The following is a 23,900-nucleotide window of genomic DNA, read 5'->3' as shown; positions in this document are numbered from 1 at the left end:
ACCGGTTACTTCCACTGATACAGCATGCCGGCGCCGATCACCTTCTGACCGCCGCTGAAGCCGCCGTTGATCGACGCCTTCAGGTTTTCCGTGATGCGAGCCTGCATGTTGACCGCCATGGCCTTCTGGCCGAGGAAGGTCGACGTGCCGACCCCCATCCCGAAGTTGGCGTCGCGGTCCAGCTGCGGGATCGACGCCATCGCACCGACCGCCGCGATACCCTGCTTCGCCATCTGGTCGGTCTGCTGCAGCTGCGAGCCCAGCGAGTTGATCTGCGCCTGCTGTCCCGACAGTGCCGTCGACAGCGTCGTCTGCACCTGCGTCAGCTGGTTCACGTTCACCGCATCGGTGCCTTGCGTGCCCGGCGCGACGTTCGTGATCTGGCGTTGCTGCTGGTCGCTGCCCACCGACACCACGTTCGAGCGACCGCCGTCGTTCGACGCCGCACCGATCGCCACCGAGTTCGAGCCGGCCGTGACGACGGGCCTGTCGTTGCCGGTGCCGTTCATGTCGGCGGCGATGCCGTTGTTGTTCGCCGTGCGGGTCGTGTTGTTGATCGTCGTCGACAATTGGCTCACCTGGTTGTTGAGGTTGGTCACGCCCGTCGACAGCGACGCCACCGTGCTGTTCGTCGAGCTCAGGCCGGTCGACAGCGAGCCGATGCCCGTCGACGTCGACGTGGACAGCGACGTGAGGTTGCTGTTGGTCGAGCTCAGGCCGGTCGACAGCGAGCCGATCGCCGTCGACGTCGACGTGGACAGCGACGTAAGGTTGCTGTTGGTCGAGCTCAGGCCCGTCGACAGCGAACCGATGCCGGTCGACAGCGACGAGATGTTCGACGCGGTCGACGTCGACAGGCTCGTGATCGCCTGGTTCGTCGCGTTGAGCTGGCTGCCGTTGATCGCGTCCGTGCTCGTGGCCGAGATCTGGCCGGCCGACACGTTCGTGATCTGGCGCGTGGCGCCCGTGGCGGCGTCGCCGACGCTGACCACGCCTGCCGGCGAACTGCCCGCGAAGAAGTACGTGACGCCGCCAATCGTTGCGCTCGACGTGCCGACTGCGTTGCCCGTGACCGAGTTCGCGCCGAGGGCGATCGAGTTCGCGACGTTGGCCGTGGCGTTCGAGCCGAACGCGAGGGCGTCGGTTGCCGTAGCCTTTGCGTTCGTACCGTAGGCCTGCGCGCCGATTGCGCTGGCCGTCGCCTGGTTGCCGAGCGCGATCGTGTTGTCCGCGGTGGCCTGGTTCGCGCTGCCGAGGGCCAGCGCGCCGTTGCCGGTTGCGGTGTTCGCGTTGCCGAGCGCCACTGCGCCGGTGCCGGTCGCGGTGTCGTTTGCGCCCATCGCGACTGCGCCGGTGCCCGTTGCAACACTCGGGTCGCCGATCGCGACCGCGCCGTCGCCGCTCGCGGTGTTGCCGGAGCCGATCGACACCGCCTTGCCGCCTGCGGCCGATGCATTCTGGCCGATCGCGACTGCACCTGCCGTTTGCGCGTTCGAGCCGTCGCCAACCGCCACGCTGCTGGCGCCGGCCGCGCTGGCGTTCGCGCCGGCGGCGAGTGCGTTGACGCCGGTTGCGCCGTCATTTGCGTAGTTGCCTTGCTGCGTGCCGTTGTCGTTGACGCTGAAGTAGTGCGTCTTCGCGGCTTCGATCGCGGTCGACGTCGAGGTGGACAGCGACGTGATCGAGCTGGTGGCCGACGACAGGCCGGTCGACGTGGACGTCGACAGCGACAGTATCGTGCTGGCAGCCGTCGACAGACCGGTCGAGGTCGACGTCGACAGGGAGGCGATCGAGCTGGTAGCCGACGACAGGCCGGTCGACGTCGAGGTCGACAGTGAAGCGACGGAGCTGTTGGTCGAGCTCAGGCCCGTGGACAGCGACGTGACGCTGCTGGCGGTCGACGTGGACAACGACGTGAGCGAGCTGTTCGTCGTGCTCAGGCCGGTGGACAGCGAGCCGATCGAGCTGGTTGCCGACGAGAGGCCGGTGGACGTCGACGTCGACAGGGAGCTGATCGAACTCGTAGCCGACGAGAGGCCGGTCGACGTGGAGGTCGACAGCGATGCCACCGAGCTGTCGGTCGAGCTGAGGCCGGTCGACAGCGAGCTGATGCCGGTCGAAGTCGAGGTGGACAGCGAGCTGATCGAGCTGGTCGCCGACGACAGGCCCGTTGACGTGGAAGTCGACAGCGAAGCGACGGAGCTGTCGGTCGAGCTGAGGCCGGTGGACAGCGAGCTGATGCCGGTCGACGTCGACGTGGAAAGCGAGCCGATCGAGCTGTTTGCCGACGAGAGGCCCGTTGACGTGGAAGTCGACAGCGAAGCGACGGAGCTATTGGTCGAGCTGAGGCCGGTCGACAGCGAGCTGATGCCGGTCGAAGTCGAGGTGGACAGCGAGCTGATCGAGCTGGTCGCCGACGACAGGCCCGTTGACGTGGAAGTCGACAGCGAAGCGACGGAGCTGTCGGTCGAGCTGAGGCCGGTGGACAGCGAGCTGATGCCGGTCGACGTCGACGTGGAAAGCGAGCCGATCGAGCTGTTTGCCGACGAGAGGCCCGTTGACGTGGAAGTCGACAGCGAAGCGACGGAGCTATTGGTCGAGCTGAGGCCGGTCGACAGCGAGCTGATGCCGGTCGAAGTCGACGTGGAGAGAGACGAGATCGAGCTGTTGGCAGACGAGAGGCCGGTGGAGGTCGACGTCGACAGGGAGCTGATCGAACTCGTAGCCGACGACAGACCGGTCGACGTGGAGGTCGACAGCGATGCCACTGAGCTATCGGTCGAACTGAGGCCAGTGGACAGCGAGCTAATGCCGGTCGACGTCGAGGTGGACAGCGAGCCGATCGAGCTGTTTGCCGACGAGAGACCGGTCGACGTGGAGGTCGACAGCGATGCCACCGAGCTGTCGGTCGAGCTGAGGCCGGTCGACAGCGAGCTGATGCCGGTCGAAGTCGAGGTGGACAGCGAGCTGATCGAGCTGGTCGCCGACGACAGGCCGGTCGACGTCGAAGTCGAGAGCGACGCCACGGTGCTGTCGGTCGAGCTGAGGCCCGTCGACAACGAGTTGATGCCGGTCGAGGTCGACGTCGACAGCGAGCTGATCGAGCTGGTTGCTGACGAGAGACCCGTCGACGTGGAAGTCGACAGTGAGGCAACCGAACTATTGGTCGAGCTGATGCCGGTCGAAGTCGACGTGGAGAGAGACGAGATCGAGCTGTTGGCAGACGAGAGGCCGGTGGAGGTCGACGTCGACAGGGAGCTGATCGAACTCGTAGCCGACGACAGACCGGTCGACGTGGAGGTCGACAGCGATGCCACTGAGCTATCGGTCGAACTGAGGCCAGTGGACAGCGAGCTAATGCCGGTCGACGTCGAGGTGGACAGCGAGCCGATCGAGCTGGTTGCCGACGAGAGACCGGTCGACGTGGAGGTCGACAGCGACGCCACCGAGCTGTCGGTCGAGCTGAGGCCCGTCGACAACGAGTTGATGCCGGTGGAGGTCGACGTCGACAGGGAGCTGATCGAACTCGTAGCCGACGAGAGGCCGGTTGACGTCGAGGTTGACAGCGACGCCACCGAGCTATCGGTCGAGCTCAGGCCGGTCGACAACGAGGTGATGCCCGTCGAAGTCGACGTGGAAAGCGAACTGATCGAGCTGGTGGCTGACGACAAGCCCGTTGACGTCGACGTCGACAGCGAAGCGACGGAGCTGTCGGTCGAGCTGAGGCCGGTGGACAGCGAGCTGATGCCGGTCGACGTCGACGTGGAAAGCGAGCCGATCGAGCTGTTTGCCGACGAGAGGCCCGTTGACGTGGAAGTCGACAGCGAAGCAACGGAGCTATTGGTCGAGCTGATGCCTGTGGACAACGAGTTGATGCCGGTCGACGTCGACGTGGACAACGAGCTGATCGAGCTGTTTGCCGATGACAGACCCGTCGACGTGGAAGTCGACAGCGAAGCAACCGAGCTATTGGTCGAGCTGATGCCGGTGGACAACGAGCTGATGCCGGTCGACGTCGAGGTGGAAAGCGAGCCGATCGAGCTGTTTGCCGACGACAACCCCGTCGACGTGGAGGTCGACAGCGAAGCAACCGAGCTATTGGTCGAGCTGATGCCGGTGGACAACGAGCTGATGCCGGTCGACGTCGACGTGGAAAGCGAGCCGATCGAGCTGTTTGCCGATGACAGACCCGTCGACGTGGAAGTCGACAGCGAAGCAACCGAGCTATTGGTCGAGCTGATGCCGGTGGACAACGAGCTGATGCCGGTCGACGTCGAGGTGGAAAGCGAGCCGATCGAGCTGTTTGCCGATGACAGACCCGTCGACGTGGAAGTCGACAGCGAAGCAACCGAGCTGTTGGTCGAGCTGAGGCCGGTCGACAGCGAGCTGATTCCGGTCGACGTCGAGGTGGAAAGCGAGCCGATCGAGCTGTTTGCCGATGACAGACCCGTCGACGTGGAAGTCGACAGCGAAGCAACCGAGCTATTGGTCGAGCTGATGCCGGTGGACAACGAGCTGATGCCGGTCGACGTCGAGGTGGAAAGCGAGCCGATCGAGCTGTTTGCCGATGACAGACCCGTCGACGTGGAAGTCGACAGCGACGCCACGGAGCTGTTGGTCGAGCTCAGGCCGGTCGACAGCGAATTGATCCCCGTCGAAGTCGACGTGGAGAGCGAAGCGATCGAGCTGGTTGCCGACGACAACCCCGTCGAAGTCGACGACGACAGCGAGGTCACCGAGCTATTGGTCGAACTGAGCCCCGTCGACAACGAGGTGATGCCAGTCGACAGCGACGAGATCGCGCTGCTGGACGACGATACCGTCGTTGACAGCGAATCCACGATGGAATTGGTCGCGAAGAGTTGGGAGCCGTTGATCGCGTCCGTGCTGGTCGGCGTTATTTGGCCTGCCGCGACATTGGTGATCTGGCGTGTGGTGCCCGTGCTCGCATTGCCGACGCTCACCACGCTGCTCGGGTTGCCCCCCGCGAACGTGGAGGTCACGCCGCCAACGGTACCCGTGGGCGTCGGAGCGGGCGCGCCGGTAACGGAGCCGCTGCCGAGTGCGACGTCGCCCGCGTGGTTGGCGATCGCATTCGGGCCGATCGCGACCGAGTCGGTGCCGAGTGCCTGGCTGTCGGCTGCCGTCGAATTCGCGTGGAAGTACTTGATGCCCTGGTTGTTGATGCTGTCGATCGCCGAGCCAACACTATTGGCGGTCGACGTCGTGCCGTTCGCGTTGTACGTCGTGTACGACGGAGCGGAAACGGTGCCGGTTGCCGGGTTATAGCTTGAACCGCCGCCGAGGGCCGCGGCCGTGCTGTTGCCGAGATTGTCGGTCTTGGTGGTAACCGTGCTGAGGCCGGTCGACAGCGAGCTGATCGAGCTATTGGCCGATGAGAGGCCGGTCGATGTAGAAGTCGACAGCGAAGCGACCGAACTATTGGTCGAGCTGAGGCCTGTCGACAGAGAATTGATGCCCGTCGAAGTCGAGGTAGACAGCGAGCCGATCGAGCTGTTAGCCGACGACAGCCCCGTCGACGTGGAAGTCGACAGCGAGGCAACCGAGCTATTGGCCGAGCTGAGGCCGGTCGACAGCGAGTTGATCCCCGTCGAGGTAGAGGTGGACAGCGAGGCGACCGAGCTATTTGCCGAGCTGAGCCCGGTCGACAGAGAATTGATGCCCGTCGAAGTCGAGGTAGACAGCGAGCCGATTGAGCTATTAGCCGACGACAGCCCCGTCGACGTGGAGGTCGACAGCGAGCTGATCGAGCTGTTAGCCGACGACAGACCGGTCGACGTGGAAGTTGACAGCGAAGCGACCGAGCTATTGGTCGCGCTGAGGCCGGTCGAGGTCGAGGTGGACAGCGAGCTGATCGAGCTGTTAGCCGACGACAGCCCCGTCGACGTGGAAGTCGACAGCGAGGCAACCGAGCTATTGGCCGAGCTGAGGCCGGTCGACAGCGAGCTGATCCCCGTCGACGTCGAGGTAGACAGCGAGGCAACCGAGCTATTGGTCGACGACAGACCGGTCGACGTGGAGGTAGACAGCGAGCTGATCGAGCTATTAGCCGACGACAGCCCCGTCGACGTGGAAGTCGACAGCGAGGCGACCGAGCTATTCGCCGAGCTGAGGCCGGTCGACAGCGAGTTGATCCCCGTCGACGTGGAGGTAGAAAGCGAGCTGATCGAGCTATTAGCCGACGACAACCCCGTCGACGTGGAAGTCGACAGCGAAGCGACCGAGCTATTGGTCGAGCTGAGGCCGGTCGACAGCGAGCTGATCCCCGTCGACGTCGAGGTAGACAACGAGGTGACCGAGCTATTGGTCGACGACAGACCGGTCGACGTCGAGGTAGACAGCGAGCTGATCGAGCTATTAGCCGACGACAGCCCCGTCGAGGTGGAAGTCGACAGCGAATTGATGCCCGTCGAGGTCGAGGTGGACAGGGAGCCGATCGAGCTATTAGCCGACGACAGCCCCGTCGACGTGGAAGTCGACAGCGAAGCAACCGAGCTATTGGTCGAACTGAGGCCGGTCGAAGTCGAGGTGGACAGCGACGAGATCGAGCTGTTAGCCGACGACAGCCCCGTCGAGGTGGAAGTCGACAGCGAGGCGACCGAGCTATTCGCTGAGCTGAGGCCGGTCGACAGCGAGTTGATCCCGGTCGAAGTCGAGGTAGACAGCGAGCTGATCCCCGTCGACGTCGAGGTAGACAGCGAGGCAACCGAGCTATTGGTCGACGACAGACCGGTCGACGTGGAAGTCGACAGCGAGGCGACCGAGCTATTCGCTGAGCTGAGGCCGGTCGACAGCGAGTTGATCCCGGTCGAAGTCGAGGTGGACAGCGACGAGATCGAGCTGTTGGCCGACGACAGCCCCGTCGACGTGGAAGTCGACAGCGAGGCAATCGAACTCTTGGTCGAACTGAGGCCGGTCGAGGTCGATGTGGACAGCGACGAGATCGAGCTATTGGCTGACGAAAGCCCCGTCGACGTCGACGTCGACAAGCTGCTGATCGCACTGGTCGTCGTGCTCATCCCGGTGCTGAGCTGAGCCACGGTGACCGCATCCTGAGGTGCAGAGCCGTCGGCGACGTTCGTGATGCGACGCAGCGCCGTCGAACTGCCGACCGACACTTCCGACGTCGGGGCGGTGCTGCCCGTCAGATACCCCGTTCCCGTCGGTGCCGCCGCGCCGGTCACGCTGCCTGCACCGATTGCGACACTCGACGTGTAGTTGGCCGTGCCGCCGAGCGCGATCGCGTTGGTGCCCGTCGCCGTAGCGCCATTGCCGAGGGCGGTTGCGCCGGAGCCCGCTGCCGTGGCTGCCGAACCGAGCGCCGTGCCGTTGGTGCCAACCGACGTGACCGTCGCATTCGAACCGATTGCGATACCTGACGTCGTCGCCGCGTTGACGTTCGAAAACCGACCCAGTGCGATCGCGTTGCTGCCGGCCGCCACCGCCCCGCCCGAGCCGGAGCTGTTGCCGCCGCCAATTGCGATCGAGCTGGAGCCCGAAGCGGTCGCGTCGTTGCCGACCGCGGTCGCGCCCGTGTTGAGTGCCTTCGCGCCGGAGCCTATCCCGATCGCGCTCGAGCCGGTCGCCGTCGTGGCCTGACCGAAAGCTTGCGAGTAGTTGCCGGACGCCGTGGCGTTCGCGCCGATTGCAATCGACGTAGCCCCGCTCGCCGTCGTGGTGCTGCCGCCATTGCCGCCGATCGCAATGCCCTGCGTGCCGGTGCCCGTGACAGTGCCGCCGCCAGCCGCGTACTGCGCGTACACGATGTTGCTATTGGCGACGCCGGCAACGAGCGCGGCGGCGGCGACCGCCTTCACGACGGCCGACTTGTTCGGCTTGCCCCGTGCCGAATCGTGTTCGGATGCCGCGACCCAGGCGCCAAGGGCTTCGTTCCAGATCGAACGGTATGTGCGGTTCATGTCGTACTACCTCCAAATAAGCACGTCACACACCGGTCTCTTTCGTTAGATGAATCTGCCGTGCGCCCGCGCGAATCTCAAAAATGATGGGCGGAGTTTATTGGAGGCGTTATTTTGAGATTGATAAACAGTGAAAAATTGCTGGTCGGAAAAGTTAAAGAATGGTTAATGAATCGCGCTTTGATGTATTGAGGGGTCGTTAAGTCGATAACTCGTGGAGAGTTGAGGGTGGGCGGCTTCTCCACGCGAGGATTGGTGTGAAAATCCTCAAAAATCAATGTCTTATTATGTTTTGGGGTCGCTTTGGTCACTCACGAACATCAGAAAAGTACGACGAATTCGAGCGCAAACGTTTGCGCAACCGAGATTTCTTTCTGTTCTGTAAGATTTCTGTCGTGCTAGTTGATAATGGTTTTGCGTATCTATTAACTTATTATATTTTTGTTTTATGGATGGTTTTCGTCGGATTCAGTGCGTATCTCTAAAATGGAATAAAAGTTAAAGGCGTATTGCCCGAGTGTGCCGATTTGCGCATCGCATCGGCCTCAGTTGCCCGTCGGACGGGCGTTTCGTTGCCCCCGCTTTCATGAAGTTGTAAAAAAATGCAACGAGCGCATCGGTGCCGTGAACGGGATTCGGCTATCGAATCGCGCGCAAAGGCGGCATTCATATGCGGGTTCAGGTTCGGCGATGAGCCGAGGCCTCTGTGGCGCCTGGCGCGGGCGGCCCGCATGCGCGGCCATTGCGGCGGCGACCGACTTTCGCAATCGTTTGCATGTGAAGCGGAAGGTCGGTGTTACGGGGGGACGTAGGGGAATGTCGGATCCGCTCCACGCCGACGACGCTGTCCGGCTCGGGCGCGGATGCAGTCCGCCGGAGCCGGGAACGGACGTGCAACGTGCGATGCGCGTGCAGTCGTGCCCGGCGGGCCGCTGCACCCTTGCAACGTCGGCGCCGGCCGAGTCAATCTGCGGCGGGAAGATTTGCGGCGGGCGCGCGTATCGATTCGATGGACGGGCGCGGATGACGGCAGGGGCGAAACCCGCTCCCGCCGCCCAGTTCCGGCACCGAAGCAGACCGCCGCGCGCGATTGGCATTCGCGCCTCGGCCCGCTACGGGCCGCCGCAGCGCTACTTCCGCATGAAGCGCAGCGCGAGGCGCGCCATGCGTGGTACGAACATCGGACGCAGCAACCGTTTGTCGTAGCCGGCCATACGGCGCTCGTTCTCGACGAGGCACAACTCGATCAGCTCGCGCGGGTTAAGCGATTCGCCGATGTCCGCCGTGCTCGTCGCCGGGAAGTTCGCGTCGCGGGCGACGCCGTCGGGGTCGATGCCGCGCGCGATGCTGACGCGCTCGCGAATCAGGAACGCCCACACGGCCGCGACGCGTGCGAAGAACCACGGCCGACGCCACCACGGCAGGTTGCGCCAGTACCACGCATACCAGTTCACGAAAAACAGGATGTGGCGACCTTCCTCCTGGATCACGGGTTCGAAGGTATCGACGAGTTCGGTCGGGAAATAGCCGGAGCGCTGCGCGGAACGGAACAGGCCGAATGCGAAGAAGCTGTCGATGCATTCGCTGAAGCCGGTCACCATCCACGCCCATTCGGGATCCTTCGGCGCCGGATAGGGCGGTTCGGGGGCGAGATCGATCCCGTATGCCTCGACCAGCTTCGACAGCACGACCTTGTGCCGGGCTTCCTCGCCGCCGTCCATCTCGAGCGCGCGGCGCAGCAGCGGATCGTCGACGGTGGCCGCGAACGTGGCAACGCGGATCGACGCGCGGCCTTCCGTTTGCACGGCAATGTCCCAAATCGGCAGCGACGTGAGCCGCTTGAGTTCGTCGGGCTTGAGCGGCGGCCAATCGATGACGGCCGGCTTGTACGGGTTGTGCGTGTCGAGCAGCATGCGGCAGAACATTTGCCTGTGCGCATCGGAACCGATCCGGACCGGGCCCGGATGCTCGAAGGTCCAGTTGCGCATTGCGTGATCTGCCGCCGCATGTTCGTGCTGCAGCGTGTCGGACATGGCTGTTGTTATGCGATTACGAGACGAAAGATTCTTGCATAGCTTCCGTAATCGCGCATTTTCGTGCGGCCGTCCGCGCCGCCGCGCGCGGCGTTTACGCTTGCGTATCGACCCACAGGCGTCCCCAGCGGGACGCATACGCGAGCGCGTGTTCCTCTTCGAAGAAGAAGTCGATGGCGTCGAACGACACGGCGCGCGGCGACGGGCCGCCGCTTGCCTTCTCGATCGTCAGGTTCGCGGCGAACAGCCCGTTCGGCAGCCGGGCGGCGGCGGGGGCGACTTCGTAGCCCTTGTAGCGGATCGTGCGGTTCATGGCGGGCACATAGCAAGTACGGGCTTTCAGCGTACGAAAACCCGCGGTCCGCGTGAACCAATCTTTCGGCCAATGCAAATCACGTGGCGAGCCGAATTGTTATCGGGCGGGAAACCGGGATGCGTGCGGGTGTCGGGGCAGTGCGCGCCGGCCGGAGGGCCGGATGCGCGCCGCCCGCACGCGGCGAGCGTCGCCGGCCGGGTGCGGGCGGTGCAAAGGCGGGCGTTACTGATTGGCGATCTTCAGCACGGGCGCGAGCGCATCGACCGATGCGGCGTGCGTGGCCGCACGATGCGATGCGAACGCGAGCGCGAATTCGGCCGCCTGCGCGCCGACGGTCTCGAGCTGCGCGACGACTTTCGGGTCCGAGCAGCTGTCGGCACTGTCGAAGCGCGTTTCGAGCGTATTCACGGTGGCGCCGAACGGCGTCGGCCAGCCGCGCAAAGCATGCACGATCGAACGCAGCGACGTAAGCACGGTGCCCGCGGCCTGCCAGCCGTACGCGGTGACGATCAGGCCGACCGCGCGGCCGTCGAGATACGGGCGCTCGTCGGCGCGCAGTTCCTCGAGCGTGTCGAGTGCGTTCTTCACGAGACCTGATACGCCGCCGTGATAACCGGGCGTCGCAATGATGATTGCGTCGGCTTCGCGCACGGTGTCGATCAGTTCGCGCTGCGAGTCGGTCAGCGTTTTATGCTCGGGGGCGTAGTGCGGCAGCGTATGCAGGAACGGGCCGTCGAACAGGCGCGTGCGTGCGCCGGCGGCCTGTGCGCCGCGCAGCGCGAACGAAAGCGCGCGCTCGGTCGACGACGCGGCCCGGGTGGTGCCGCCGATGCCGACCACGAACGGGCGGCGGTGTTGATCGAATGCAGTCAAGGGGCGCTCCTTGGGGATGGCTTGCCCGGCTAAGCACAGGCTTAAAACCAGATGGTAACGACCCCGCCGCCACTGTGAAAACGACTTTTCGTTCTATCGATATGCGCTGCATGCGGGGCGAGTGTACGCGCGGCGAAGCAGATGAATAGCAGAAAAGCTTGGTTGGGGCGGCGCGCCGGGCTCGATAAGATGGGCCCGTCTCCTCCATGATGTCTCTACTGACATGGGTTGGCCCCGCCACGCGGATGCAGGCGGGGCTTTTTTTCGTCCTGCGCCGGCGAAGCGGGGCGCGATGCTCGGACGCGCGCCACGCAGCGGCCGCTGCACGATCGGGATACCCTATTCGTCGCGCTTGCGTGTGCCGGTGCCGCCGCGCGCGACGCGCAATGCGATCGTGCCGAGCACACCGACCGCCACCACAAGCGCGCCCCACAGCACGTAGCGGCGTGTCGCATCCGCATCGTTGAGCAAATCCGGCTGCATCGGCGATGCCGGCAACGCGTCGCCGACGCGCGCGGGCCGCACTTCCGGCGCCATCCCGACCAGCAGCGCGTCGCGACTCACGGCCGACGACGACAGCGACGCATTGCCGACGCCGAGCGTGAACGGCGCCGTGCCGCGCGCGACGAAGGTCAGCGCGGCAGGATGCCAGCCAACCGCGACGGCCGGCTGGCCGCCGCCGAAGCCGCCGTTGCGCATGTCGACGACGATCCGCCACGCGCGATCGCTGTCCGGCGCGAACGCCAGCGGCGCGTTGCGCTGCTCGCCGCCGTTGCCCTGCAGCCGGAACAGCACCGCGCCGGCGACGTCGCGCCACGGCGTCTGCGCGTCGGCGCGGCTCTGCAGCGTTGCGCGCGCAACCGTGTTTGGCTGCGGCAGGTCGATGCGCACCCGATCGACGGGATATGCACCGTCGGTGTCGAACAGATACTCGCCGGGTGCGCCGCCTGCCCGCACGCGCACGGCGTCGCGCCATTGGCGCGGCACCGCCGCGGTGTCGGCCGTGCGCGCATCGCGCGGCTGCGTTTCGATGTCGATCGACTCGATCGCGGGTACACCGTCGAGCCAGCCGAGCCGTACGTAGCGCGGCACCGTGCCTTCGAGCGCGATGCGCTCCTGCACCAGCATGTCGTTGCCGCGCCCGACTTTGAGCAGTTGCGTGGTGCCGAGTGCGCGCCAGCTGCGCAGGTCGTCGCTCGCTTCGACGGCGACGCGCCCTTGATAGCTGGCGTCGCTCACGTGCACGAGCAGCGCGCCGACTTCGCCGTCCGCATGCGACAGGTCGACGAGATCGGCCGCGTGCTTCGCGTGCAGCGGCGCGGTGGCGGCCGCGCGCAGCGAACCGTCCGGTGCGACCGACACGCCGAGCGGCGCATGACCGTCGTCGGTGCGCGGCGGCGGCAGCGGAAACCAGTGCGCGGGCATGCGCGACGGCGGCACGGCGGCCGCTGCCGGTGCGTCGAGCGAATACGGGACGGGCTCGCCTGCGGCGTTGAAGATGCGCACGTCGCCGAGATCGCTGCGCCGGCTGGCTGCATACACGGCTTGCGGCACGGTGAGCTGGTAATACGCGGCGCTGCCGTCGAGGTCGAGTGCGAAGCGTCGTGCGACGCGTTCGGCGCCGGGTGTGCCGCCCGCTGCCGCGAACGACGTCAGCAGGCTCAAACCGAGCAGGGCTGCGAATCGTTTCATGGTAGGGTGCCGTTCCGGGGGGCCGCGGCCTTTGGCGGCAGCGGCGAGAAATAGCCGATCAACAGCAGCAGCACACCGATGCCGATGAACGACACGATGCGTTCGATGCCGGTGACGTGCGACAGGTCGAACAGGAACAGTTTGATCACGGTGAGCGCGAGCAGTGCCGCGCCGACGAACCACAGAGGACGCAAGCCGCGACGCGTGGCCCAGATCGTCGTCGCAAGCGCGCAGAGCGTCCAGTAGACGGAAACGGACGCCTGCACGAGCGTCGATGCCGCCATCGCTTCGACTGTATACGGCACGCCCGTCCAGTGATGCAGCGTGCGCAGCAGCAGCGCGTTGAACCACAGGAAAGCGATCGCGAGCACCGCAAGCCCGGACGCGAGCGGATGTATGTTGACGTCGAGCGTCTTCACGCGGCGCAGCCAGGCGGCGAACGCGACGAAGATCAGCAACTGCGCGACATCGAGCGGGTTGAGCAGCGGCAACCATAACAGCGGCGACGCATCGCCGTCGCTTGCGGTGCTGGCGATGCTCCACAGCCACAACAGCGCGGCGAGCGGCGCGGCGCCCCATAACTGATACGCACGCGGGAATGCCGCGACCGGCCAGCGCAGGCGCGAGCCGGGGCCCGACACCAGCAGAAGCAGCGCGCCGAAGCCGTAGGCCCACGCGCTCCAGCTCCATGCGCCTTCAGGCACGAACGCGCGCAGGCGCCAGTAGCCTTCGAGCGAGCACAGGCCGCACAACGTCCAGAACATCAGCGTGTGCAGCGGCGCGATGACCGGCGTCGGGATGGATGTTACGGCCGACGTGGCTGATGTGGCTGATGTGCCGGCGCCGGCCGTCGCCGACCCGGCGCCGCCCGCCGCCGACCCGGCGGCCGCTGCGCCGCGCGACTGACGCAGCAGCAGCGCATAGCATGCAATGACGGCGGCCGGCCATGCGAATGCGCCGATGCCGGACAGCGGCGGTTGATGCGAATCGAACGCACGCAATGCGAGCAGCGCGAGCACCGGCGTCAGCGCGAGCGCCGGCCATTCGGCGATCGGCCATGCGAGCTTGCGGCGTGCGACGTGCGCGAGCCACGCGGTGGCCGCGGCGAACAGCGCGGTTGCATCGACGACGAAGCGGTCCGCATGCAGGTCGACGTGGCGGCTCGCATAGACGAGGATCTCGTGCAGCCCGCCGCTCAGCCACCACAGCAGCCCCCACGCAGCGGCGGCTATGCCGAGGTCCGGCATCCACGGATGCCACGCGCGCGCCTCCCCGCTCCCGTGCAGCCACCAGCCGGTAAATAACCCGGCGAGCGCGATCAGCAGCATCGCGATGTATCCACTGTTGAGCACCGGCAGCGCGTTCGTATCGGCCGGCCCGAGCAGGCTCGTGAAGAACGCGCCGGCCGCGGCGAGCTGCATCGCAAGGCCGAAGCCGAACGCCAGCACGCGTTTCTGGCGCACGCCCAGCCACACGACGGCCGCGCCTTCGATGGCCCACGCGGCGCTCGTTGTCGGCCCCGAGAATGCGAGCGGCACCGCGAGCGTCGCGAAGATCGCCGCGAGCGCGAGCATCGATTCGAACAGCAGCCCGAGCCGATCTCGGCGCCTCGAAAGCCATGCGGCCACCGCCACGTAGAACGCCGACAGTGCGACCGCGCTCCACGCGAGCGCGAACGGCATGTCCTTCACGAGGGATGCCTGAAGCGCAGTCGCGACGATCGGCGTGCCGAACACGAGCGTGCCGTCCACGTAGTGGCGCAGCGCCAGCTCGCGCTTGATCGCGTACAGCAGCGCGATGCCGACATACATCAGGAAGAACAGGATCAGGAACGGCTCGGTGGTGGCGAACAGCTCGGGGCGATAAGCGGTCACGCCCCATGCCGAGCCGATCGTGAACGTGAACACGAACCCGAGCAGGTTCAGCGGCCGCCACGCCTTGAACCATGCGATCGCGAAGATGCCGGCGTTCAGCAGCGCGTAATAGCTGAACAGTGCGATGTGGCTGCCGTGCCCGGTCGACAGCAGTACGGGCGCGAGAAAGCCGCCGGCACTTCCCATGAACGCGAGCGGCAGCGCATTCTGCTTCACCGCGAGAAACGCGCTCAGCGCGCATACCGCAACCATCAGCGGGAACGCGGCGCCGACCGGCAGCAGCGCGTAGAGCTTGGTCGCGGCGAAGATCGTCAGGTAGAGGATGCCGACTCCGCCGCCTTGCAGCACGAGGCCGTACGCGGCGCGGCGCGCGCGCACGCGCCAGCCGATCGCGAGCAGCGCCGCCGCGGCGAGTGCCGTGCCGGCCAGGCGGAATTCGATCGGCAGCATGTCGTTGTCGGCCGCGTACTTGAGCAGGAACGCGACGCCGAAGAACAGCACGATGACGCCGACGCGCACCACCGTGTTGCCGCCGAGCAGCCAGTCGCGCGCCGCCTGTAGTGCGCGTTCGGCGATGCCTGGCTCGCGCGGCTGCGGGGTAGCAGGATGTTCTGTCGTTGCACGTGCATCGATCTCTGCAGCGGCAGTGACAGCGGCGGTGGCGGCGGCCGGCCCTTCGCTCGCGCGCGCGGCAAACGGTTGCGTCGGCGCAGGCGTCGATATCGACGATGCCGTGCCGGCACTGGCGGCGGCCGGCTGCGCGACGGGGAACGGTGGCGTGGCAGCGGGCGTTGTTGACGGCGCGGGCGCGGCGCCGCTTGCTGCCGTCGCTGTAACCTGCGTGCCGGCGAGCTGCGTGCGCAGCATGTCGAGCTCGCGTGTAAGCGCATCGACGGTCGTTTCGAGGCGCGCGACGCGCTCCGCAAGCGGCACGGGCGGGGGCGCCGGCGGCATCGCCGAGGTGCCGGTCGCCGCGCCGCCGCTCTCGCGATTGCGCTGTTGCAGCACGCGGCCGATGGCGAACCCGAGCGCCGCGCCGAGCAGCATGCCGCTGGCGGCCGGGAAATCCCCGAACAATGCGGCGATACCGCCCACGATGAAACCGATTGCGGCAAAGGCCCAATTCATCGCCTAGCTTCCTCTCTCATTTCGTTATCGTCCTTCGATCGTCGCGCGGCCGATCGAGGCTGTATCGGCAAGGCCGGCAGGCGAACCGGCGTCCGTGTATCCCCGGCACGCCGCGGCGCGCAAAGGTGCGCGGCGAGGTCGCAACCGGTGTGGCTGCCGGCAATGTATCACAGCGCCCATGCGGGATTTTCTGGGTTGCCGGCGCGGTCGAAAACATGACTCGCGCGCGTTCGTGGTGCATGTTTTCGTACGACCATTCGCTTTGTGCGCTCGACGCAGCCGGCTCAGTCCGATCGGACGTGAAATTGTCGCAAAGCGACGCGCGCCCGCTGGCGATTGTCGCAAAACGACCGCGCATTCGTGTCGCGCTGCTTCGCACAACGCCGGCGGGCGATGCCCGTCGTTGTTGGGCGCGCGCGTACTGCATTGCCGCAATCAGGTGCGCTCGGGCGCAGCGCCCCGCCTGGCGCGGCTGTCGGGCGTGTCGTATTTGCGCAAGCGTTTGTCGTAATTCGTCGGCAGGTCGGGGTTTTTTCTGGCAACTATGTAGGCACGCTAGGAACACGCGTGAGTCCCCGCTACACGAGGAGAAGGTTTCGATGGATGCCCCCAAGGTCGTGGTCGAAGGTCTGTGCAAGGTGTTTGGAAGCAACCCGCAACAGGCGCTCGACATGCTCGCCGCCGGTGCGACGAAAGACGATGTGCTCAAGCGTACCGGCCAGGTGGTCGGCGTGCACAACGTGTCGTTCAATGTGCAGGAAGGCGAAATATTCGTGCTGATGGGCCTGTCCGGCTCCGGCAAATCCACATTGATCCGCCTCGTGAACCGGCTGGTCGATCCAAGCGCCGGCAAGGTGCTGATCGACGGGCTCGACGTCGCATCGGCCCGCCGCTCGGCGCTGACCGCGCTGCGCCGCAAGGACATGAGCATGGTGTTCCAGTCGTTCGCGCTGATGCCGCATCGCACCGTGGTGTCCAACGCCGCGTTCGGCCTCGAAGTTGCGGGCGTCGGCAAGAAGGAGCGCGAGCGCCGCGCGATGGAAGTGCTGGAACAGGTCGGTCTCGCACCGTTCTGCCACAAGCTGCCGTCCGAGCTGTCCGGCGGGATGCAGCAGCGCGTCGGCCTTGCCCGCGCGCTTGCCGTGAACCCGTCGCTGATGATCATGGACGAGGCATTCTCCGCGCTCGATCCGCTCAAGCGCCGCGAAATGCAGGATGTGCTGCTGCAACTGCAGAAGGAACAGCGCCGCACGATCATGTTCGTGTCGCACGACCTCGAAGAGGCACTGCGCATCGGCAACCGCATCGCGATCATGGAGGGCGGCCGCCTCGTGCAGGTCGGCACGCCGCAGGACATCATCGCAAACCCGGCCGACGATTACGTGCGCGCATTCTTCGACGGCATCGACACGAGCCGCTACCTGACGGCTGGGGACCTGATGCAGACGGGCGCCGTGCCGGTCGTGTCGAAGTGCGATGCCGCGAACGTCGCGGCGACGCTGAACGGCAGCGCCGAATACGCATTCGTGCTCGACGCCCAGCGCAAGATCCGCGGCTTCGTCACGCGTGAGGCGATCGGCCAGGACACGCCGTCCGTGCGGCCGATCGAAAGCATTCGCCGCGACGCGTCGCTCGAACACGTCGTCGCGCGCGTCGTCGCGAGTCCGAATGCACTGCCCGTCGTCGACGACGACGGCTGCTACTGCGGCTCGGTCGACCGTGCACTCATCCTGAAGGCCATCACGCGTTCGCGAGGCTCCCATGTCTGAAATGATTCCGCTCGGCAGCTGGGTCGACCAGTCCGTTCATTACCTGCTCGACCATGACGCGGCGACGTTCGATGCGATCGGCCGCGCGATCGAAGGGCTTGCCGCATTCGTCGAGCACAGCCTGCAGGCGGTTCCGATGTGGCTGATGATGGCCGTCTTCATCGGCGTGGGTTTGTGGCGCGTGGGCTGGCGCTTCGCGCTGTTTACCACACTGTCGTTGCTGCTGATCTTCGCGACGGGCTTCTGGGATCAGACGGTCATCACGCTCGGCCTCACGCTGTCGTCGACGATCATCAGCCTCGTGCTCGGCATTCCGCTCGGCATCTGGGCCGCGAAGAGCAAGTGGGTCGCCGCGATCGTGCGTCCGATTCTCGACCTGATGCAGACGATGCCCGCATTCGTCTACCTGATTCCGGCTGCGATGCTGTTCGGTCTCGGCCGCGTGCCGGGGATCCTGTCGACGGTGATCTTCGCGATGCCGCCGGCCGTGCGGCTGACGAGCCTCGGCATCCGGCACGTGAATCGCGAGATCGTCGAGGCCGGCCAGGCATTCGGCTGCACGCCGTGGCAGTTGCTGTACAAGGTGCAGTTCCCGAACGCGCTGCCGTCGATCATGCAGGGCGTGAACCAGACGATCATGATGGCGCTGTCGATGGTGATCATCGCGTCGATGGTCGGCGCCGGCGGCCTCGGCAACGACGTGCTCGCGAGCATCCAGCGCCTCGACATCGGTCTTGGCTTCGAAAGCGGTCTGTCGGTCGTGCTGCTCGCGATCATTCTCGACCGCATCACCGAGAGCTTCGGCCGCGCGCCGGGCACCGTGAAAGCACCGCTGTTCTCGGGCCTGAAGCAGCTGTTCCGCGCGAAGGGCGCGCCCGTTCAAGCCTGATTCACCGGCGGCCGGCGCGTCTGCCGGCCGCCTTCCCGATTCGACTCCGGCCCTCCGCTGCATATGCCGCGGGGGCTGGCATCCTGCAACCTGCTCAACCGTTCGTCAGGAGCCCGATGTGACGTCCGCCGCCGCCGCCGCCGTGCCCGCCGCTTGCGTTTCACCGGTTTCGTCGCTTGCCCATTTCGGTTTCCTCACGCTGCCGAACTTTTCGATGATCGCGTTCTCGAGCGCCGTCGAAGTGCTTCGGATGGCGAACTACGTCGGACGTGCGGACCATTACCGCTGGTCGATCTATTCGCTCGACGGTGCGCCGGTCCATGCGAGCAATGGAATCGCCGTGCGGCCGACCCAGGCGCTCGACTACACGAACCTGCCCGACGTGATGATCGTGTGCGGCGGAATCCGCATCCGCGACGTCGTCGACGACCGTGCGCGCGACACGCTCGCGGCGCTCGCCGAACGCGGGTTGCCGCTCGGCGGCATCTGTACCGGCGCGTACGCGTTGATGTCCGGCGGGCTGCTCGACGGCTATCGCTGCACCGTCCACTGGGAAAACCTGTCCGCGCTGCATGCGGAATTTCCGCAGGTCGGGTTTGCCGACGAGCTGTTCGTCGTCGATCGCGACCGCCTCACGTGCACCGGCGGAACCGCGCCGCTCGACCTGATGCTCAACCTCGTCGGGATGCGCTTCGGCCAGCAGCTGGCCGCGCAGGTGTCCGAACAGTTCATCCTCGAGCGCATCCGCAGCTCGACCGACACGCAGCCGATTCCGGTCGATGCACGCGTCGGATTCTCGCGCGCGGAGCTGATCGAGGTCGTGCGGCTGATGGAGGCGAACATCGAGGAACCGCTGTCGCTGGAGGAACTCGCGCGGCTCGTGCGGCTGTCGCAGCGGCACCTGCAGCGGATGTTCAAGGTGTACCTGAACGTTTCGCCGACGCACTATTACCTGACCCTGCGGTTGAAACGCGCGCGCGATTTGCTGCGCACGACCGATGCGTCGATCGCACGCGTGACGACGACGTGCGGCTTCCATTCGCCGTGTCACTTCAGCAAGGCGTATCGCGCGCAGTTCGGTCACGCGCCGAGCTACGAGCGCCGGCTGCCGGGGCGCTGATGCGACCGGCGCGAACCACTTGCGCCGCGACGCCGCCGGGATCGCGGCGCGCGGTTTCAATCATCGATCCCGCACCCATGAAAAACGACGTCACTTTGAGGAGAAGACAGATGAAGCGCCTATTGATCGCAGCGGTATGCGGGATCGGAATTGCCGCGCCGACGTCGGCCGTATATGCGGCCGATCCGCCCGTGTGCAAGAACGTGCGCTTCGCGGACGTCGGCTGGACCGACATCGCGGCCACCACCGGCCTCGCGGCCACGATGCTGCAGGGGCTTGGCTATACGCCGACGAAGACGATCGCGTCGGTGCCGATCACGTTCGCCGGCATCAAGAGCAAGCAGATCGACGTGTTCCTCGGCTACTGGTCGCCGACGATGGACCCGATCATTCAGCCGTTCACGAAGGCCGGCACGATCAAGGTGCTTGCCACGCCAAACCTGACCGGCGCGAAATACACGCTCGCGGTGCCCGACTACGTGTACCAGGGCGGCTTGAAGTCGTTCGCCGATATCCAGAAGTACGCGGACAAGCTCAACGGCAAGATCTACGGGATCGAGCCGGGTAACGACGGCAATGCGCTGATCAAGAAGATGATCGACGGCAACCAGTTCGGTCTCGGCAAGTTCAAGCTGGTCGAATCGAGCGAGGCCGGGATGCTCGTCGAGGTGAATCGCGCGATTCGCGACAAGCAGTGGATCGTGTTCCTCGGGTGGGAACCGCATCCGATGAACGTGCAGATGAAGATCGACTACTTGAGCGGCGGCGACGACGTGTTCGGCCCGAACTACGGCGAAGCGAAGGTGCTGACGGCCACGCCGCCCGACTATGCGCAGCGCTGCCCGAACGTCGCGAAGTTCGTGTCGAACCTGCAGTTCACGACGTCGATCGAGAACCACGTGATGGTGCCGATCATGAACAAGGAAGACCCGAACAAGGCCGCTGCCGCGTGGCTGAAGGCGAACCCGCAATCGCTCGACAAGTGGCTGGCCGGCGTGACGACGATCGACGGCAAGCCGGGCCTGCCGGCGGTGAAGGCGTATCTCGGCGTGCATTGATCGATGCGCGCGGGCTTGCCGGACGTCGCCGGCAAGCCCGCGTCGATATCAGCCGCCGGTGGCAGGGCAGACGTCCTGCTGCCGGCGGCTTTGTCATTTTCTGCGCGCAGCGCGGCGCGCTTTGCGTCGTTCCACGTTCGCCGAGCGTCACCCGAAGCGTACGCAATACACGGGCGGCAAATGTGCGGAAATCTGCCGCCAGTGGTCGCCGCCATCCTCGGACGTCCATAGTCCACCCGTCGTCGACGCCATCGCGACACGCGTGCCCGAGTCGTCCACCGCGAGCCCGTGCCGGTACACGAGGTCGTAGGCGGGCGCCGGCGGCAAGCCGTTCGACAGGATCTCGAAACTGCGCCCGCCGTCGCGCGTGCGCGTGACGACCAACCGGCCGTTCACCGGAATCCGGCACGCATCCTTCACGGCCGGCACGAACCACGCGGTGTCGGGATCGCGCGGATGGACGGCCACCGCGAAGCCGAAGCTCGACGGCTGCGCTTCGATCCGTTGCCAATGCGCGCCGCCGTCGGTCGAGCGGAAGATCGCGCAGTGATGCTGGGTCCACAGCACGTCCGGGTTGGCCGCGCACTGGACGACGCGATGCGGATCCTGCACGTTGGGCTCGCCGCGCCGCTCGGGCGGCATGTAGTCGGCCTCCATGCCGTCTGCGCTGACGCGCCACGTCGCGCCGCCATCGACGGTCTGCCACACGCCGCCGCACGAGATGCCGATCGTCACGTGCCTGCTGTCGCGCGGATCCACCATCACCGAATGGATGCCCGGCGCGTCGTAGCCGCCGCCGAACCACTCCAGCCGCTCCGGACGGTCCCACAGCGCGCGGTCGAGCACCCACGAATCGCCGCCGTCGCCGGAGCGGAACAGCCCGCCCGGGATCGTGCCGGCCCACAATACGCCGGGCTCGTCGGCGCCGCCGGTTTCGAGCGACCAGATCTGCTGGAGTGTCCACGGCGGGCGAGGCGGCGCGGGCGCTTCGTCCGCGGCGTCGGCGTCGCCCGTGCGCGCATGTGCGCCGGTGTCGGCCCGCGGCGGCTCGGCGGGCTGCGGCGGATAGACGGGCACCGCGCATTCTTCCCATTCTGCCGCGCCGGCGCGACGACGATGCAGCTTCACGCCGAAATGGCCGAGATTGAGCGCCGCATACAGCGTGCCGTCGCGCGGGTCGGCCAGCGCCATGCTGACGGGTTCGCCGATGAAGTCGGGTTCGCCGAGCGACCAGCCGCCATTACCGTCGGCGTGAAGCACGAACAGGCCCTTGCGGGTCGCGACGAGCAGTCGATCGTTCATGTCGGGTGTCTCCTGGGGCGCGATCGGGCGCTTGCTACGGTGCGGATCCGCGAGTTACCCGCCGGACAATGCCTGCACGACGTACACGCGGCTCTCCGTACCGAGCGGATCCGACAGATGTTGCCGGTCGCGCGCCGGCTGGCCGTCGATGAACACCGACAGGTGCTTTCGCAGCGCGCCCTGGTCGTCGACGATATAGCCGCGCAGCCGCGGCTGTTCGCCGAACACGTATTCGAACGCTTCGCCGAGCGTGCGCGCGTCGACGTCGCGCTCGGGCGTGTCGATGTGCCGCTGGATCGATGCCGCGAAGAAGATGTGGGCCATGTCAGTGGCTGGCAGGAGCCGCGCGGAGCCGGAATCGTCTGTAGTGTAGGCGATCGATCGGGCCGATGGCGGCACAGTCGTACGCGTCAGTCGCTGGCGAGGTTGCTGCGGCGCGCCATTGCCCGGGGCGTCCGGGCGCGCGCCGCCGCGTCATGCATACTTGTCGCCGACCGTACTGCGGATCGGATACGTGTCGTAGACGATGATCATGCGCTCGATGCGCGCGTCCTCGGCGAATTCGAATACGTCGACGCACTCGAACCGCACGGCGGAGCCGTCTTTCAGTCCCCAGTCATAGACGAAATAGCCGGTGGCCCGGCGTGCGCCGGTCGTGCTGACGCAGATGTCGATCGGCGTGATCCGGCTTTGTCCCGATGCGGCCACGACCTTGTCGAAGAACGGCTGCGGCGACATCCATCCGAGGAATGGCGAAAATATCTGCGCGTCCGGCGTGAACAATGCACAGATCTCGGCTGCATCGCCGCGTTCGAGCGTTTTCAGGTAGGTATCGACCTGCCGCGTGTATAGTGCGCTGGACGATTCGACCATGGTATTTCTCCGCTGAGTGTTGAAGGGCCATCGCGACCGCGGTCGCGATGCGGTCCAACCACGATAGCGATGCAGCGATGACCGAACAAACGAAAAATCCGCAATCCGGGTATGCCGGACACGCATATCCGCTCGCGGACCTCACCCGCGCGCTGCCGCCGCTGACGGCGTTCCAGGCCTTTGTCGCTGCCGCCGAACTTGGCAGTTTCAATCGCGCAGCCGAGCATCTGTGCCGGACGCAAGGCGCGGTGAGCCGGCAGGTGCAGCAGCTCGAAGCGCATTACCGGTGCGCATTGTTCGTGCGCCATCCGTCGGGGCTCACGCTGACCGCCGAAGGCACCGCATTGCTGGCAGTCGCCGTCGACGTGCTCGCGCAACTGGCGCGACACGCGCATGCCCACGCGCACGCTGCGTCGACGCTTACGTTGCGCTTGCCGTCGACGTTCGCGATTCGCTGGCTGCTGCCGCGGCTGGCGGCGCTCAATCATGCGTTGCCGCGCACCGAGCTGCGCATTCACACATCGGCCGACGACACGCCGGATTTCACCGACGCCGGTTTCGACGCGATCGTCGTGCGCGGCAGCGGACACTGGACGGGCATCGTGGCGGTGCCGCTGTTCGACGAATGCCTGACGCCGCTGTGCACGCGCGAGACCGGCGCGTCGTTGAAGTCCGCCGCCGATCTTGCACGGGCGACGCTGCTGCATCCGGCGGGCAACCGCGACGAATGGCGATGCTGGTTGAACGCCGTCGGCGCGGTGCAGGTCGACCCAGCTACCGGGCTGGTGTTCGATACGCTCGAACTGACGCTGACGGCCGCGGCACAGGGGCATGGCGTTGCGATAGGCGATCCGCGCATGGCGGCGGACCGGATCGCGGCCGGAACGCTGGTTGCGCCGTTTCCGGACGTGGTGCGCAATGGTCTCGGCTACTACCTCGTCTATCCGGCGCAGCGTGCCGCGCAACCGGCGATTCAGGCGCTTGCGGACGTACTGACGCGGCTCGCGCGCGAGGACTGAATGCGCAGCGCGCG

Annotated in this window: 13 protein-coding genes and 1 pseudogene; 5 read left to right on the top strand and 9 right to left on the bottom strand. The window is 66.1% G+C overall.

What is annotated here, in order from left to right:
- Window positions 1–5: 5 nt before the first annotated feature.
- The 6 genes from WK25_RS31530 to WK25_RS27965 form a co-directional block, all read right to left on the bottom strand.
- Window positions 6–7,940 (bottom strand): YadA-like family protein, encoded by a 7,935-nt coding sequence (locus WK25_RS31530; protein WP_156789128.1) that lies wholly within the window; start codon window positions 7,938–7,940, stop codon window positions 6–8.
- Between the two features lie 1,130 nt (window positions 7,941–9,070).
- Window positions 9,071–9,973 (bottom strand): aminomethyltransferase, encoded by a 903-nt coding sequence (locus WK25_RS27985; RefSeq protein ID WP_069243319.1) that lies wholly within the window; start codon window positions 9,971–9,973, stop codon window positions 9,071–9,073.
- A 94-nt stretch (window positions 9,974–10,067) separates the two neighbouring features.
- Window positions 10,068–10,286, bottom strand: coding sequence for a hypothetical protein (locus WK25_RS27980; protein WP_006749916.1), 219 nt, complete (start codon window positions 10,284–10,286; stop codon window positions 10,068–10,070).
- A 225-nt stretch (window positions 10,287–10,511) separates the two neighbouring features.
- Window positions 10,512–11,162: an NADPH-dependent FMN reductase gene (locus tag WK25_RS27975; RefSeq protein ID WP_040138668.1), complete on the bottom strand. Its 651-nt coding sequence runs from the start codon at window positions 11,160–11,162 to the stop codon at window positions 10,512–10,514.
- 339 nt (window positions 11,163–11,501) lie between these two features.
- On the bottom strand, window positions 11,502–12,854 hold the full coding sequence (locus tag WK25_RS27970) for a DUF3999 domain-containing protein (protein ID WP_040138667.1): 1,353 nt from the start codon (window positions 12,852–12,854) through the stop codon (window positions 11,502–11,504).
- Window positions 12,851–15,856 carry a DUF2339 domain-containing protein gene (locus tag WK25_RS27965; protein WP_069243318.1) on the bottom strand — a complete coding sequence of 1,002 codons (3,006 nt, stop codon included), beginning with the start codon at window positions 15,854–15,856 and terminating at the stop codon, window positions 12,851–12,853. The genes WK25_RS27970 and WK25_RS27965 overlap by 4 nt, the downstream gene beginning before the upstream one ends.
- Window positions 15,857–16,332: 476 nt before the next feature.
- Between WK25_RS27965 and WK25_RS27960 the strand changes: the two are divergent.
- The 4 genes and pseudogenes from WK25_RS27960 to WK25_RS27945 all read left to right on the top strand — a co-directional run.
- Window positions 16,333–17,625, top strand: a pseudogene (locus WK25_RS27960) (quaternary amine ABC transporter ATP-binding protein); the annotation flags it as partial.
- The gene (choW, locus tag WK25_RS27955; RefSeq protein ID WP_040138664.1) at window positions 17,618–18,514 is read left to right on the top strand and encodes a choline ABC transporter permease subunit; all 897 of its coding nucleotides are present in this window, start codon (window positions 17,618–17,620) and stop codon (window positions 18,512–18,514) included. The pseudogene WK25_RS27960 and the gene choW, both read left to right, overlap by 8 nt.
- 118 nt (window positions 18,515–18,632) lie before the next feature.
- Entirely contained in the window at window positions 18,633–19,634 is a 1,002-nt protein-coding gene (locus WK25_RS27950; RefSeq protein WP_040138663.1) for a GlxA family transcriptional regulator, read from the top strand.
- A gap of 110 nt (window positions 19,635–19,744) precedes the next feature.
- Window positions 19,745–20,692, top strand: a complete 948-nt coding sequence (locus tag WK25_RS27945; RefSeq protein WP_040138662.1) for a choline ABC transporter substrate-binding protein — start codon at window positions 19,745–19,747, stop codon at window positions 20,690–20,692.
- Window positions 20,693–20,839: 147 nt separating this feature from the next.
- Here the strand turns inward: WK25_RS27945 and WK25_RS27940 are convergent, their stop codons facing one another.
- The 3 genes from WK25_RS27940 to WK25_RS27930 form a co-directional block, all read right to left on the bottom strand.
- A complete protein-coding gene (locus tag WK25_RS27940; protein WP_069243317.1) occupies window positions 20,840–21,994 on the bottom strand; it encodes a WD40/YVTN/BNR-like repeat-containing protein in 1,155 nt (384 codons plus the stop codon).
- A 54-nt stretch (window positions 21,995–22,048) separates the two neighbouring features.
- The gene (locus WK25_RS27935; protein ID WP_059544548.1) at window positions 22,049–22,318 is read right to left on the bottom strand and encodes a MoaD/ThiS family protein; all 270 of its coding nucleotides are present in this window, start codon (window positions 22,316–22,318) and stop codon (window positions 22,049–22,051) included.
- A gap of 150 nt (window positions 22,319–22,468) precedes the next feature.
- On the bottom strand, window positions 22,469–22,867 hold the full coding sequence (locus tag WK25_RS27930; RefSeq protein ID WP_059544546.1) for a nuclear transport factor 2 family protein: 399 nt from the start codon (window positions 22,865–22,867) through the stop codon (window positions 22,469–22,471).
- Window positions 22,868–22,944: 77 nt separating this feature from the next.
- Between WK25_RS27930 and WK25_RS27925 the strand changes: the two genes are divergently transcribed.
- A complete protein-coding gene (locus WK25_RS27925) occupies window positions 22,945–23,886 on the top strand; it encodes a LysR substrate-binding domain-containing protein (protein WP_069243574.1) in 942 nt (313 codons plus the stop codon).
- The last annotated feature ends 14 nt before the right edge of the window (window positions 23,887–23,900 follow it).

It is taken from the genome of Burkholderia latens (assembly GCF_001718795.1).
In the GTDB taxonomy this organism is placed as follows: domain Bacteria; phylum Pseudomonadota; class Gammaproteobacteria; order Burkholderiales; family Burkholderiaceae; genus Burkholderia; species Burkholderia latens_A.
The sequence above is the reverse complement of the archived record's forward strand: the minus strand, read 5'-3'. Positions and strand labels throughout refer to the sequence as shown.